This is a genomic window from Azoarcus sp. DD4, from assembly GCF_006496635.1.
Classification (GTDB): Bacteria; Pseudomonadota; Gammaproteobacteria; order Burkholderiales; family Rhodocyclaceae; genus Azoarcus.
In genome coordinates this window covers 5,253,846-5,268,269 of sequence record NZ_CP022958.1, presented here as the reverse complement: position 1 = coordinate 5,268,269, position 14,424 = coordinate 5,253,846, and the positions used below count along the sequence as shown (strand labels likewise).

The following is a 14,424-nucleotide window of genomic DNA, read 5'->3' as shown; positions in this document are numbered from 1 at the left end:
TCGGGTCCTCGTATGCTCACGCGGTAAAGCCGCCGGCCTGGGCGAATTCGGCCGCGATGCGCGACACGAAGATCCGGCAGCAGTTGATGTCCTGTTCCAGCAAGGCCGAGGCCTTGTCGACGTAGCGCACCATGTTGTCGCGCGGGGGCAGCTTGTCGGCCTGCTTCTTACCCTTGCAGTCCTCGCAGGGTGGCTGCTTCTTGTAGTGCGAAACGGCGTGGTTCGCGATCTTGTCCAGGTACTTCTTGACGCATTCCTTGTAGGCGCATTCGCCGATGCCATAGGTGTTCGAGCTGCTGTGCTTGCCCTGGTGCATCTGGATTTGCGCGAGCTGCATGACCTTGAACATCAGCGAGCGGTTGTGGCCGATCTGCGCTGGCGTGGCGGCGGCGGTATGCCATTCGGCCAGGCTGGAGGCGTAGGGCATCCACTTGCCGTTGTTGCGGTGGTCGACGTCGTAGCGGGTGTCGCCGTAGATCACGCTACCTTCCTTGAGCCACTGCGCCACGCGGTGGCTCTTCAGCGTGAGGTGCGGGATCAGGTGGTGGGCTTGCGAGGGCCAGCAGGAGGCGGAAAGATCCGCTTCCCGGGCGGCGTTCTTCGGCTGGTTGCCCATGTTACGACCGAGCGTCGCGGCGTCGCCGTCGAGATTGGCCTTCCACTGCTTCTGGTCGGGCTGGAATTCGCACTTGCCGTCCTTCTCGTCGGCCGACAGCATGGCGACCAGCACGGCCTCACCGACCTGGGTCATCGGCCTGCTCCTTGTCGAGTCTGGCAGCCACCGTAACCTGGCGCAGCCGCGGGAGTTTCTTGTCCACCGCCAGTCGGGCCCGCCATACCATCTGCAGGCGGCCTTGGTCGGGCTCGATCAGCACGGTGTCGAGCAGCGGTCGCGCGGGGATCTGGCGGCCGTCGAAATCCCACTGCAGCGCGATCACCAGCCGCGGCAGCGTGAAGCGCAGCGGCGCGCCGGCGGTGCAGCCGGTGATGTCCACCGCTTCGCCGCCGACGAGGTGTTCCGGCGCGACCAGGCCGGGCGCGGCGACGTTGAAGAAGCGGGGGTCGAAGTCCTGCGGCAGGTAGGGCGCGCGCCCGGCCTGCCAGGCTGCGTCATAGGTGCCCGCCCAGCCGAGGCGCGGCTGCCAGCCAGCCGCAACCGGCGCGCAGCCGGCGGGCGGCGGACGGTCCGCCGGGGTGACGATCAGTGCGTCCGGGTCTTCGATGTTGGGCAGCGCCCGGCCGGCGATGTCGGTCTCGGCGCTACCGACGAAACCGCGGCCGACGGGGTTGCGCGGGTCGTATTCCGGCGCCGCGCCGTCGGCCGCCGCGGCGCAGCCGCCGAACGCCAGTTCCCAGCGCAGCGGCATGCGCTCGAAGGGCTCCGCGGCGGAGATCGCCCAGCCCTGTTCGGTGCGCACCCAGCGACGGTCGCCGAACACCTGCAGCTGGCGCCGCAGCGGACCGACGCGGATATCCACCGCCATGCTGCGCACCGGCCCCGACGGCGCGACGGCACGGCCGAGCAGCAGCACGTCGGTGCCCGGCTTGGCGAGGGTGAGGTCGGCGGCGGCGCGCACGCTGCTGGTGTCCGGGTCGCCCCAATAGACATCCGCGGCGAGGAAGTTGGCCTGGCGCCCGGCCAGCCGCGGCACGCCCGACGAAAGGTCGAAGCTGGCCTTGACGGCGGCATAGGCGCACTCCACGCCATCCGGGTCGGCGAAGACCGAGAGCACGGCGGGAAGGGGTGTGGGGTTGACGACCTGCAGCATGGCGGCGATCAGTTCTGGGCGATCTTGGCGCCCTTGATCACCACGTCGGCGGCAGCCTTGATGCCGATCTTGCCGCTGCCGTCGATGGTGATGTCCTTGCCCTTGATGGTGATCGTGCCGTTCTTCTTCATCGTGATGCTGGCGTTGCCGGTCTTGATGGTGATCTCGTCGCCGGCCTCGATCACCAGGGTCTTGCCGATCTGCAGCTTGTCGTCGGTGCCGATACTGGTATTGCGCCCCTTGCCCACATCGAGCTGCTGGTTGGCGCCGACGGTGACGGTGTGGTCCTTGCCGATGTCGTAGACCTCGTTGCCACCCACCGCCATGTCGCGGTCTGCACCAACCGATACCGATTCGTTCTGGCCCACGCTCTCGGCGCGGTTGCCACCCACCGAGACGGTTTCGTTGGCGCCCACCGATTCGGTGCGGTTGTTGCCGATGCTGATGGTTTCGTTGTTGCCGACCGATTCCTTGCGGTCGTTGCCGACGGTGACCGTCTCGTTGTGGTCGATGTTCTTGGTGCGATCGTTGCCCACCCAGTGGGTCTCGTCGTTCTCGACCTCGATGTCCTGGTTCTTCTCGGCGTGGATGAAGAGCTGTTCATCGCCCTTCTTGTCCTCGAAGCGGATCTCGTTGAAGTTCTCGGTGCCGCCGGCGAGCGTGGAGCGCGTCTTGATGCCGGTCTGGGTCATGTTGGCCGGCAGCTCGTAGGGCGGCATCTGCTCGGCGTTGTACACCCGGCCGGTGATGATGGGCTGGTCGGGGTCGCCTTCGAGGAATTCGACGATCACTTCCTGGCCGATGCGCGGGATGGCGATGAAGCCCCAGTTCTTGCCGGCCCACGGGTGCGACACGCGGATCCAGCACGAGCTGTGTTCGTCCTTCTTGCCGTAGCGGTCCCAGTGGAACTGCACCTTCACCCGGCCGTACTGGTCGGTGTGGATCTCGTCGCCGGCTGGGCCGACTACCACCGCGGTCTGCGGCCCCTTGACCCGCGGCCGCGGGGTGAGCCGTGGCGGGCGGTAGTCCTGACGGCTGCTGAGCGCGGTGAAGCGGCAGTCGAACAGGCTGCCGGCGGCGGCGGTGGATTCGTGGCCTTCGGCGACGACGCGCAACTGGGCGGCGGTGATGAGGTATTCGCGGTTCTGGTCACGCCGCACGTGGCCGGCGAGCTTGAACAGGTGGCCGACCGCCAACCCGCGTGCGCTGGTCTGCGCCTGGGCCAGCTCGAACTGGGCGTGCTGTTCGTCGATACGCACCTGCGCGTAGTGGCGGCCGTCGCCGGCCTGGTCGAATTCGCCGGGGTAATCGAACACCTCGTGCTTGCCTTCGTCGTGTTCGCGCGGCACCACCGCCGAGGCTTCCAGCCGCACCGAGGGCTTGGTGAAGTCGTAGTCGCGCAGCATGACCTTGCCGGGCATCACCTGACGCTCGAAGGCCCAGCTGCTGACGAAGCCCAGCTCGTCGGCGCCGCCCTGGCGGTTCTCGACGAATTCGATTTCAGCGTAGTCGGCGACGCTGCTGTGGGCGGCGTAGGCGTCGGCCAGCACCAGCGTGTTCTTGTTCTCGTCGTGCTCGAAGAAGTAGTAGATGCCTTCTTCTTCCAGCAGTCGGCTGACGAAGTCGAGGTCGGTCTCGCGGTACTGCACGCAGTAGTCGCGCTTGCGGTACTGGCCGCTCAGGGCGATGCGGAAGTCGGCGACGCCGTGGTCGGCGAAGACCTGCTTGACGATGTCGGGCACCGTCATCGCCTGGAAGATGCGGCAGTCGGCGGTGCGGCTGAGGAACCACGGCCATGGGCGCAGGCTGGCGCGGTAGGTCTGGAAGCGGCCCAGCGTGCCGGTGTGGGCGAAGCGGATGACGTAGCCGCTGAAGAAGCGCTTGCCGCCGGTGGGCAGCATCAGGCGCAGGCTGACCTGCTTGCCCAGGATGGCGTCGAGGTCGATGTCGGTCTTGTCCGACAGGCAGTCGATCTCGTATTCACTGACGCGCGACAGGGCTTCGGCGGCTTCCAGCGCATGGAATACCAGCACGTTGTCGCCCAGCGGGGTGATCAGCTCGAATTGGGTTTGATCTGCCACGGTCGTCGCCTGATAGGGTGGGCCGCGCCGCCGCGGCCGAAATGACGTTGCATTTTATGGCAGATCGGCAAGGCCGGGGGCATGCGGATTGCGGCTGCCCGGCGCGGGTGCCCACGCGCGGCGCCGGCAGCAGCCGGCGACGCATGCTCAGAGCAGGTGTGGCGGGACGATGCCGTGGCGCTTCATCTGGCGATAGACGGTGGCGCGGCAGATGCCGAGCTCGGCGGCTGCCGCGGTGATGTTCCAGTGATGGCGGCGCAGTGCGCTTTCCAGTTCGCTGCGGGCGGCGTCCCTGGCTGGCGCGGCGGGGGCTGCGACGGGCTCTTGGGCGGTCGCCGGACGCGACGGCGGTTCGGCGGCCGGTGTCGCCGCCATCAGCTCGGCGGGCAGATCCTGCGGCAGGATGCGTTCGCCGTCGCACACCGCCAGCGCGAAGCGCAGCACGTTGCGCAGCTGGCGCACGTTGCCCGGCCAGTCGTAGGCGAGCAGCAAGCCGCGCGCGGCGGGGTCGAGCGCGGCGGTGGTGCCCATCTCGGCACCTTCGGCGGCGAGCAGGCGGGCGATCAGGTAGTCGCGATCGCGCCGTTCGCGCAGCGGCGGCAGGTAGAGGATGGCGCCGCACAGGCGGTAGTAGAGATCTTCGCGGAAGCTGCCTTCGGCAATCAGCTTGCGCAGGTCGCGGTGCGAGGCGGCGACCACGGTGAGGTTCACCGGCACCGGTTTCTCGGCGCCCAGCGGCAGCACCTCGCGCTCGGCCAGCACGCGCAGCAGCCGGGTCTGCAGGTGCAGCGGCATGTCGCCGATCTCGTCGAGGAACAGCGTGCCGCCGTCGGCCTGCTGGATCAGCCCGCGCATGCCCTTGCTGCGGCCGCCGGTGAAGGTGCCGGCGGTGTAGCCGAAGAGTTCGCTCTCGATCAGCGACTCCGGAATCGCCGCGCAATTGACCGCGACGAAGGGTCGGGCGGCGCGGCTGCTCGATTCGTGCAGCGCCTTGGCCAGCACCTCCTTGCCGGTGCCGGTTTCGCCGTGCACCAGGATGTTCACCGGCCGGTTCACCAGGCGTGCGGCCTGGCCGATCAGGCGCTGCATCTGCGGATCGTCGCCGGCCAGGCGTTCGAGCGCCGGCGCCGCCGGGGTGGCGACCGCGGCGGGCATGGCGTGCTGCGGTGTCACCCGCGGCGGCAGCACCGCGCCGTAATAGACCTCGCCGCTGCTGGTGGACAGCGCGGTGCGGTCGGCGGAAAAACCGGCGCGGGCGATGCGCCAGATGGCGTCCATGCCCTCGCGGAAGACCTCGCCCAGCGGCCGGCCGATCAGGGTGTCGGCGGCGGCGCCGTCGAGCGGCCGCAGTGCGCGGCGGGCGCCGCTGTTGGTGCCGACGATGAGGCCGTCGGCATCGAAGGCGAGCATGATCTCGCCCGACACGTCCACCATGGACCAGGCCGAACCCAGCCGCAGCACCCAGCGGTCGCGGAAGTAGCGCAGGAAGTTGGCGTCTTCGACCATCTGCGCAAACATCGTGGTCAGCTGCAGCGCCAGGTGCTGGCTGTCGCGCGGCGAGGGCGAGGTCAGCGCCGAGACGTCGAGCACGCCGAGGAAGCCGCCGGTCGGGTCGAACAGCGGTGCGGCGTTGCAGGTCAGGCTGATGTGGGTGGCGTCGAAGTGGTCGGCGTGGTGTACGGTGATGGGCGCCTTCTCGACGATGCAGGTGCCGACCGCGCAGGTGCCGGCACGGGCCTCGCTCCAGTCGGCGCCGAGATAGAGCCCGGACTGCTTGAGTTCGCGCGCCCAGGCGTCGTTGCCGATGAAGTCCACGGCGATGCCGTGCGCATCGGTCAGCAGCAGCACGTAGCCGATGCCGGCCATGCGCTTGTAGAGCTGTTCCATGCCGGTGCGGGCGACGCCGAGGAATTCCTCGATCTGGTCCTGGTGCTCGCGCAGGCGTGCATGCTCGACGATGTGGGCGCGCGTCGGACGGCAGGGGTCGAGCCCGTAGTCGCGGATGCAGCGCACCCAGGAACTCTGGATTCGGTCGGTGGCGGGAGCGCCCGCCTGCGATACGGCGAGCACATGGTCGATGTGTTCCCGCTGGGATTGCGCCAGCATCTCGTCTCCTCCTGCCGGTTGGCCGCCATCGCCGGATGTCGATGTAGCGATGCCGCGCGGACGCGGACCGTGTGTCGGTCTCTGCATGTCTTGGTCGAAGGTTAATCCACCCTGGCCGCCGGCTCAATCGAAAAGGGCGGGGTGGCCCTTCGGCACACCCCGCAAAGCGCCTGGAGGAGGGAGTCAGGCAAGGCGGGACGGCGGGTGAGCGCCGTCCGATACTTTCAGCTTATTTGTCGGGAAAGCGCGGGTCCCACAGCTTGCGCTTCAGGTCCTTCTCGTGCGCCATGCCCTTGGGCGCGCTCACGAGTTCCAGCTGCATGCCCCAGGGCGCGAGGAAGTACACCCAGGTGAGGCCGGCGGCGGGGCCTTCGGTGAAGGTGCTGGGCTTATCCAGCACCTGCACGCCCTTGGCCTTGAGGTAGGCCACCGCGGCGTCCATGTCGTCCACGTAGAAGGCGAGGTGGTGGCCGCCGATGTCGCTGTTGCGCGGGCCGCGGCGGTTCTGGTCGGGTGCGGTGTATTCGAACACTTCCAGGTTGGTGCCGTTGCCGCAGCGGACCATCTGGAAGTCGCTGATGGCGGCGCGCGGATGGACGTTGAGATGGCGCGCCATCCAGTCGTCCTCGAACTTGAAGGCACCGAAGGTGAAGGACGGTTCGCAGGCCAGCACGTCCTTGAAGAAGGCCACCGCCTCCTTCATGTTCGGCACGGTGATGCCGATGTGCTGCATGCCGCGCATGCCGGGAATCGGGGCGGCCTGGGCGGGCGCCGCGGCCGTCGCCAGGGTGGCGGCGCAGACGGTGGTGGCGAGCAGGCGGTGGAGCAGGGGGCGTAGCGTCATGGGTGTCTCCTTTGTTGTCGTGTGTGGCGGATCAGAGTTCGCGGCGCTGCATTGCGCCGGCGATGTATTCGGCCTGGCGCACCGCCAGCGCGACGATGGTCAGCGTCGGGTTGGCGGCCGAGCTGGACGTGAACTGGCTGCCGTCGGACACGAACAGGTTCTTGATGTCGTGCGCCTGGCCCCACTTGTTGAGCACTCCGTCGCGGGCGTTGGCGCTCATGCGGTTGGTGCCCATGTTGTGGCTGGCCGGGTAGGGCGGCATGTCGATCACCCGGGTCGCGCCTACTGCTTCCGAAACCTTGCGCCACTGCGCCAGGCCGTGGCGGCGCATCGCCGCGTCGTTGGTGTGGTCGGTCTTGGTGACGATGGGGATGGGCAGGCCGTACTGGTCCTTCTCGGTCGGGTGCAGGGTGATGCCGTTCTCTTCCTGCGGCATGTCCTCGCCGCACACCCACACGCAGCTCATGTGGTCGTACTGCTCCAGCGCCGAGGTCACCTCGCGGCCCCAGCCGCCGGGCTTCATGAAGGCGGCGGTGAAGGGCAGGTGCAGCGCCAGGCCTTCGAGGTGGTAGCCGCCGAGGAAGCCGCGGTCCGGGTTCAATTGCGCCTCGTCGGAGATCACCGCGGCGATGTCGAAGCCGCGGTACATGTACACCGGCCCCTTGTGGATCGCGATCGCGGCGGCGGTGGTGTGGTTCATGTAGTTCTTGCCGACCTGGCCGGAGGAGTTCGCCAGGCCGTTGGGGAACATGCTGGAGGCGGAGTTGAGCAGCAGCCGCGGCGACTCGATTGAGTTGCCGGCGACGCACACCACCCGCGCCTTCTGCAGGTGCTGGCGGCCGTCCTTGTCGGCATACAGCACGCCGCTGACCTTGCCCGACTTGTCGTGCTCGATCTTCAGCACCATGCTCTGCGGCCGCAGCTCGGCGCGGCCGGTCTCGATGGCGCGCGGAATCTCCGAGTACAGCGTCGACCACTTGGCGCCGATCTTGCAGCCCTGCATGCAGAAACCGATCTGCTGACAGGCCGGGCGGCCGTCATTGACGCGGGTGTTGGAGGCGACCGGGCGGCTGATGTCGGTGTAGCCCACCTTCTTCGCGCCGGCGGCGATCACCTTGTAGTGGTTGTTGGGCGGCATCTCCGGCAGGCCGCTGGCCTTGGTGCCGGCCACGCCCATCTTGCGTTCGGCGATGTCGTAATAAGGCGCCAGTTCCTCGTAGCTGATCGGCCAGTCGAGCACGTTGGCGCCCTTGACCTCGCCGTAGGTGCTCTTGATGCGGAAGTCGTGCGGCAGGAAGCGCAGCGCCAGCCCCGAGAAGTGCATGGTCGAGCCGCCCACGCCCTTGACGATCCAGGCCGGCAGGTTGGGATAGGTCTCGGTGTGGTGCCAGCCGCCGGCGGAAATCCGCTTGTCCAGCCACGAGATCTTCTTGAACATCGCCCATTCGTCGTTCTCGAAATCGGCCTGGGTGTAGTGCTTGCCGGCTTCGAGGATGACCACGTTCACGCCGCGTTTGGTCAGTTCGTCGGCCAGCGTGCCGCCACCGGCGCCGGAGCCGACGATCACCACCACGCTGTCGTCGTCCAGCGAGAATTTCGCGCTCATGTTTGTCTCCTAGATGTTCTTGTGCGTTGGCGAGGCGGCTCAGGCGCCTTCCAGCCAGTCGATGTCGTCGAAGCCGCGGTTGATGTAGCCACCCTTCTCCCAGGACGAGCCCTCGTAGCCGAACAGCGGCCACACCGCCTTGTTGTCGTAGAAGCCGGTCACCAGGTGGCCCTTCACCTTCTGGAAGAAGGCGCCGTGCTCGATCACGTAGAGCAGGCTGAGGCGGTCGCTTTCCTTGTCGAGATCGGCGTAGGCCTTCTTGAAGCGCAGCTTCGCCAGGCGGTCGAGCGCGGCCGTGCCCTCGGTCAGTAGGGCCTTCAGTTTGTCGTCCTGGGCGGCCTGCGCCTCCAGCGGTTCGAGCGCCTGCAGGTAGTAGCGGTCGGAGATGCGGTCGTGCGGGAAGATGTCGCGCGCCAGCACCAGCAGGGTCTTGCCGGTGGCGGCACCGAGCACCTTGAAGCTGGCGGCCAGCGCCTCGCGCGCCGGGGTCATCAGGGTGGCGGTGGACAGTGCGCCGACGCCGAGGGCGGCCATGCCGCCGCCCTTGAGGAAGCCGCGGCGGCTCAGCGTGATGCGCTTCTCGACGACGCGCATCGGCGCGCGCGGGGTTTCGTTGCTCATGGTTGTCTCCTTGCTGTTATGGCGGCCGTGCGGCCTTTCTCTGTGCGGGATCGGGAATGCGGTGTTCAGGCGCGGTCGTCCTCCTCCAGCTCGCCGAGCACGTCGGCCAGCATCTGCTGCAGGCCGTCGGCCAGGGTTTCGATGTGCATCGCGGTGCCGAGCAGTTCGGCGCACGATGTGGTGGCGGCGTCCAGCCGGGCGATGTCGTCCGTCGGGCGGCCCAGCGCATCGCACAGCAGCGACCATTCCGGGCGGTAGAGCAGGGTGCCGGTGGTGAGCAGCACGCCGTGCTGGCGCCGCAGCTGGGCCAGCCCGACCAGCTTGCGGCCGTCGGCGATCACCTCCCACGGCGACAGGCCGCCGAAGCAGGCCCAGCCGAGCGCCGGGTCGCTGGTGCGGCGGGCGAGTTCGTCCGGCGCCAGCGCGTGCGCCGGTACGCCGCAGTCGCGCAGCAGGCCGGCGTGCAGCACGCCCAGCCAGCGGTAGCTGCTGACGGTGCCGCCGGCGAGCAGGCGGTGGTCCGGCGGCAGCACCACCGAGGACGACAGCATCCACGGCCCGGTCAGCACCGCGCCGCCGCCGGCGCGGCGCTGGACCAGCTCGCAGTCGGTGCGCGCCGCCCGCGCCGCTTCCTCGTGCAGCGCCGCCTGCGCGCAGCCGAACACCACGCCCGGCGCCGGGTAGGTCCACACCCGTACCCGCGGCGCCGTCACCGGCGCGGCGAGCTGGCGGGTGTTCCAGTCCTGCTCGGCGGCGGCGCGCGCCAGCGTCAGCGCGCTGCCGCCGGCCACTGGGCGGCGGCCATGGATCGAAGGGGCGAGGGCGGCGGCGGGCATCAGTCGAACTCCGCCTGTTCCAGCCGGCGTGCGATCTCGCCGAGGAAGAGCGCCGCCGGGTAGCCGTCCACCGCGCGGTGGTCGAACACCAGCGTCAGGTTGACCACCGGCGCGGCGACGATGGCGCCGTCCTTCACCACCGCCTGCTGGCGGGTGCGGCCGACGCCGAGGATGGCCACCTGCGGCGGGTTGATGATGGGGCTGAAGCGGTCCACCGGCGTGCTGCCGAGATTGGTCACGGTGAAGGTGCCGCGCTGGTAGGCGCCGCCGGTAAGCGCGCCGGCGCGGGCGCCCTCGGCGAGCTGGCGGGTTTCCGCCGCCAGCGCCGCCACCGGTTTGGTATCCGCCTGGCGGATCACCGGCACCATCAGGCCGTCGTCGAGCGCCACCGCGACGCCGATATTGATGTCGTCGACCAGCTCGACTTCCTTCTCGCGCATCAGTGCGTTCAGCCGCGGATGGGCGCGCAGCGCCTGCGCCACCGCATGCAGCACGAAGGCATTGACGCTGAGCTTGTCGCCGGCGGCGGCGCGCTCGGCGCGCAGCGCTTCGACGCGGCTCAGATCCACGTCCACCGAGTGCGCCACCCGCGGCACCTGCCAGCCCTGGCCCATGTTGCGGGCGATGGCGCCGCGCAGGCCGGTGAGCAGCACGGTGCGGCGTTCCGGCGCCGCCGCGGCGGAGGCGGCTGCGGCCGCCACGCTCGCAGCCATGGCTCAGGCCTCCAGCAGCGCGATCACCGCGCCGCGGCCGAAGGTGTCCTGCTCGGCCACGTTGAGCTTGGCGATGCGGCCGGCGGACGGCGCGAAGATCTCGTGGCTGGTCTTCACCAGCTCGGCCACCGCCAGCACCTGGCCCGCGGCCACGCTGTCGCCTTCCTTCACCTGCCATTCCTGCAGCAGGGCTTCGGTGCCTTCATCGACATCGGCCCACACCGCGTCGTCGAGGATGATTTCGGTCATGTTGTGTCTCCTGGGGAGTGATGGATTTGGGGTAATTCGGTTGGGGGCGCGCTGGTTTGTGCTCCCTCCCCTTCAAGGGGGTGAAGCAGGGGTTTCGGCAAGCGTCGCTTGCCGCCTGCGGAACGACGGAGCGAAGCGGAGGCTCCCGGGCTGGCCTGTCTTGCTCCGCCCCCCTTGAAGGGGGAGGAACAAAACGCGGCCTGCGCCTACTGGTCGAGCTTGAAAGTCATCAGCCCGCGCACGCTGGCCACGATGTTCTCCACCTGCGGGATCGCGAAGTTCTCCAGCGGGCGGCTGAAGGGGATCGGCACGTCGGGCACCGCGAGGCGGCGGACCGGGGCCTTGAGGCGGACGGTGTCGATGTTCTCGGCCACCAGCGCGGCGATCTCGCCGGAGAGGCCGTAGCTCAGGTAGTCCTCGTCAGCGACCAGCAGGCGGCCGGTGCGCTTGACGGACTTCAGCACCGCGGCGCGGTCGAGCGGAACCAGGGTGCGCAGGTCGAGCACCTCGGCGGAGATGCCCTCCTCGGCCAGCTTGTCGGCTGCCAGCACCGACTTCTGCACCATCTGCGACAGGGTCACGATGGTGACGTCGCTGCCTTCGCGCACCACCCGCGCCTGGCCGAAGGGGATGGTGTATTGCTCCTCCGGCACCTCGTTGGTGCTGCCCTCGAAGTAGGACATCCAGCTCAAGCCCATGATGCCCTTGTGGTACAGGAAGACCACCGGGTTGTCGTCGCGGATCGCGCTCGTCATCAGGCCCTTGGCGTCATAGGCGTTGGACGGCACCACCACCTTGAGGCCGGGGACGTGGGCGAAGATCGAGTACAGGCACTGCGAGTGCTGGGCGGCGTCGTTGTAGCCGCCGCCGATGCCGGTGGTGATGACCAGCGGGTACTTGCAGGCGCCGCCCGACATGTAGTGGTTCTTGGCGATGTGGTTGTAGATCTGGTCGAAGCAGACGCCGAAGAAATCGACGAACATCAGCTCCGAGATCGGCCGCAGGCCCTCGGCGGCGGCACCCAGTGCGGCGCCCATGAAGCCGGTTTCCGAGATCGGCGTGTCCATCACCCGCTCCGGGCCGAACTTGTCGAGCAGCCCGGTGGTGGCGCTGAAGATGCCGCCGTACTTGCCGACGTCCTCGCCCATGACGAAGACGCGCGGGTCGCGCTCCATCTCCTGCGCGGTCGCTTCCGAGATCGCCTGCGCCATGGTCAGGCGGCGGGTGGTCGTTGTCGTGCTCATGCGTGTCTCCTTGTTCTCATTCGGCGAAGACGTGCAGCAGCGCGTCCTGCGGTTCCGGATAGGGGCTGTTGCGGCCGAAGTCGTAGGCGGCCTGGACGCGCGCCGAAACCCGGGCGCGCAGCGCGGCGTCGGCTTCGTCGTCGAGCAGGTCGCGGCTGCGCAGCAGCGCGCCGAGCGCCGGGATGGGATCGTGCTGGCGCAGCTCCTTGGCCTCGCCCTTGGGGCGGTAGGTTTCCGGGTCGCCCTGGAAGTGGCCGAAGTAGCGGTCGGTCTTGACCTCGATCAGGGTCGGGCCCTCGCCGCGGCGGGCGCGCGCCACTGCCACGCCCGCGGCTTCGAACACCGCCACCGCGTCGTTCTTTTCCACCAGCACGCCGGGCATGCCGTAGGCGACGGCACGGTCGGCGTTCGACGCGATGGCGGTCGAGGCGGACTTCTCCACCGAAATGCCGTACTTGTTGTCCTCGACCACGAACACCACCGGCAGCTTCCACAACGCGGCGAGGTTGAGCGCCTCGTGGAAGGCGCCCTGGTTGGCCGCGCCCTCGCCGAAGAAGGCGATCGCCACCGCGTCGGTGCCCAGCTTCTTCGCCGCCAGCGCGGCGCCGCAGGCCTGCGGCGCGCCGGCGCCGACGATGCCGCTGCAGGAGAACTTCACCGCGGGGTCGAACAGGTGCATGTGGCCGCCCTTGCCGCGGCCCAGGCCGGTGGCCTTGCCGTACATCTCGGCGGTCATCGCGTTCAGGTCGACATCCTTGGCGATGGCGAAGTGGTGCGGGCGGTGGGCGCCGACCACGGTGTCGTCGCGGCGCAGGTGAGCGCACACGCCGACCGCCACCGGTTCCTGGCCGGCGGCCAGGTGCATCTCGCCCGGCACCGGCCCGGCGCCGATGTCGAAGGCCAGCCCCTTCTGGACCTTGGGCGGGAGCTTGGCCTCGAGATAGACCTTGGCCATGGTTTCCTCGTACTCCCGGATCTCGACCATCTTTTCGTACATCCACAGCAGCTGTTCGGCTGTCGCTTCCATCGCTGGATTCCTCCTCGTTCATGGGGTGGCACCTGCCGCCCGCCGGCGGCTGTTGCCCGGTCTTACGCGGCGGCGGTGCTCGCAGTCCTCATCGCAAGAGCGGTGCCATGTGCGGCGAAATGCCGCGGATCGGGAAAATAATGTTTCGGAACAGTAGCTTGGCGATATGCCCGGGGGTGAGGGACGGTGCCGGCGGGCGTTGCAGCGGCCGCTGCGACTGTCGCAGCGCGAGCGACAGCTGTCGCAGGGCGCGCGCAACAGCTGCGCGCCGGCCGCGACACGACGAAAGTCATAAGTCATTGATTTGGAACGGTGCCCCGTGGTGGCACCGAAAGTGCAATGGAGCTGCCTCGAGGAGCCGCGGGCAGATTCCGACCGGACCGGCGCGCGGCCCCCTCGATCTCAAACAAATGCAGGGACAAGAGGAGACATTCCATGCACAACAACACCCCTCGTCCGCGTGGTGCCGCACCGCGCGTCCTTCCGCTGGCCGCGCTGTGTGCCGGGCTGGCGCTGGCGCAGCCGGCACTGGCCCAGGTCACGCTCGACGTGATCGGCCCGCACGAGTACGACCTGCCGGTCGGCTTCAAGCCCTTCAACGTGTTCGTGCAGTACGCCACCTTCCAGGACGGCCGCAAGGCCTGGGACGGTAGCGGCGACAAGCGCAGCGCGGCGGCCAAGACGCAGACCATCGTCGGCCTGTCGAAGTACGTGCGCTTCTGGTCGCCGGAATCGCGGCCGGACATCGGTCTTGCCTACGAGGTGATCCTGCCCGAGGTCGGCATCCGCAACGACGCCACCAACAGCTCCAACAGCGGCCTCGGCGACCCGCTCACCGGCCCGGCGATCTGGTACAAGCCGACGCCCAATTCCACCCTCGGTTTCCAGACCTTCTTCCAGATCCCGGTGGGCAACAAGGATGTCGGCGGCGGCGACGTGTGGAAGAACCTCTCCAGCCTGTTCTGGGACATCCAGTTCGAGCGCTTCAGCTACACCGCGGATGCCGGCTTCGTGTTCTTCGGCGAATCGAATGCGGCCGATGCCCGCCCGGCGACGCTGTTCCACACCAACCAGCGCCTCGGCTACAAGCTCAACGACAGCATCGAGCCCTTCATCGCGCTCGACTACGAGCGCCAGGGTTCGTGGACCAACCGCGCCACCGGCGTGAAGGTGGCCGCCAGCCGCGAGACCACCGCCGGCATCGGCGTGATGTTCAGCTACTTCGGCAACCAGTCGCTCACCCTGCGCTACTCGCGCGGCATCAGCGGCGAGGACCACGGCGCCACCGACAGCTTCAACCTGAAGTACGCCTACGCGTGGTGATGCGC

Annotated in this window: 13 protein-coding genes; 1 reads left to right on the top strand and 12 read right to left on the bottom strand. The window is 68.6% G+C overall.

The annotated features are described in order from the left end of the window. Positions 1-16 precede the first annotated feature (16 nt). From CJ010_RS24440 to CJ010_RS24385, 12 genes are all read right to left on the bottom strand, one after another. Entirely contained in the window at positions 17-751 is a 735-nt protein-coding gene (locus tag CJ010_RS24440; RefSeq protein WP_141020397.1) for an AHH domain-containing protein, read from the bottom strand. Continuing rightward, entirely contained in the window at positions 735-1,769 is a 1,035-nt protein-coding gene (locus CJ010_RS24435) for a DUF2169 domain-containing protein (RefSeq protein ID WP_141020396.1), read from the bottom strand. The genes CJ010_RS24440 and CJ010_RS24435 overlap by 17 nt, the downstream gene beginning before the upstream one ends. An 8-nt stretch (positions 1,770-1,777) precedes the next feature. Continuing rightward, positions 1,778-3,850 (bottom strand): type VI secretion system Vgr family protein, encoded by a 2,073-nt coding sequence (locus CJ010_RS24430; RefSeq protein WP_141020395.1) that lies wholly within the window; start codon positions 3,848-3,850, stop codon positions 1,778-1,780. Between the two features lie 147 nt (positions 3,851-3,997). Next, complete coding sequence (locus CJ010_RS24425) at positions 3,998-5,956, bottom strand: sigma-54-dependent Fis family transcriptional regulator (RefSeq protein ID WP_141020394.1); 1,959 nt, start codon at positions 5,954-5,956, stop codon at positions 3,998-4,000. A 229-nt stretch (positions 5,957-6,185) separates the two neighbouring features. Next, positions 6,186-6,800, bottom strand: coding sequence for a VOC family protein (locus CJ010_RS24420; protein WP_141020393.1), 615 nt, complete (start codon positions 6,798-6,800; stop codon positions 6,186-6,188). Between the two features lie 31 nt (positions 6,801-6,831). Then, a complete protein-coding gene (locus CJ010_RS24415) occupies positions 6,832-8,406 on the bottom strand; it encodes a GMC family oxidoreductase (protein WP_141020392.1) in 1,575 nt (524 codons plus the stop codon). Between the two features lie 39 nt (positions 8,407-8,445). Continuing rightward, positions 8,446-9,027, bottom strand: a complete 582-nt coding sequence (locus CJ010_RS24410) for a twin-arginine translocation signal domain-containing protein (protein ID WP_240794460.1) — start codon at positions 9,025-9,027, stop codon at positions 8,446-8,448. Between the two features lie 65 nt (positions 9,028-9,092). Beyond that, complete coding sequence (locus CJ010_RS24405; protein WP_141020391.1) at positions 9,093-9,863, bottom strand: lipoate--protein ligase; 771 nt, start codon at positions 9,861-9,863, stop codon at positions 9,093-9,095. After that, entirely contained in the window at positions 9,863-10,576 is a 714-nt protein-coding gene (locus CJ010_RS24400) for a dihydrolipoamide acetyltransferase family protein (protein ID WP_141020390.1), read from the bottom strand. The genes CJ010_RS24405 and CJ010_RS24400 overlap by 1 nt, the downstream gene beginning before the upstream one ends. A 3-nt stretch (positions 10,577-10,579) precedes the next feature. Continuing rightward, positions 10,580-10,825 (bottom strand): lipoyl domain-containing protein, encoded by a 246-nt coding sequence (locus tag CJ010_RS24395; protein ID WP_141020389.1) that lies wholly within the window; start codon positions 10,823-10,825, stop codon positions 10,580-10,582. A gap of 206 nt (positions 10,826-11,031) precedes the next feature. Beyond that, on the bottom strand, positions 11,032-12,069 hold the full coding sequence (locus CJ010_RS24390; RefSeq protein WP_141020388.1) for an alpha-ketoacid dehydrogenase subunit beta: 1,038 nt from the start codon (positions 12,067-12,069) through the stop codon (positions 11,032-11,034). A gap of 16 nt (positions 12,070-12,085) precedes the next feature. Then, positions 12,086-13,096: a thiamine pyrophosphate-dependent dehydrogenase E1 component subunit alpha gene (locus tag CJ010_RS24385; RefSeq protein ID WP_141020387.1), complete on the bottom strand. Its 1,011-nt coding sequence runs from the start codon at positions 13,094-13,096 to the stop codon at positions 12,086-12,088. A gap of 435 nt (positions 13,097-13,531) precedes the next feature. Here CJ010_RS24385 and CJ010_RS24380 point away from each other — a divergent pair, with 435 nt between their 5' ends. Further along, positions 13,532-14,419, top strand: coding sequence for a transporter (locus CJ010_RS24380; protein WP_141020386.1), 888 nt, complete (start codon positions 13,532-13,534; stop codon positions 14,417-14,419). Positions 14,420-14,424: the final 5 nt, after the last annotated feature.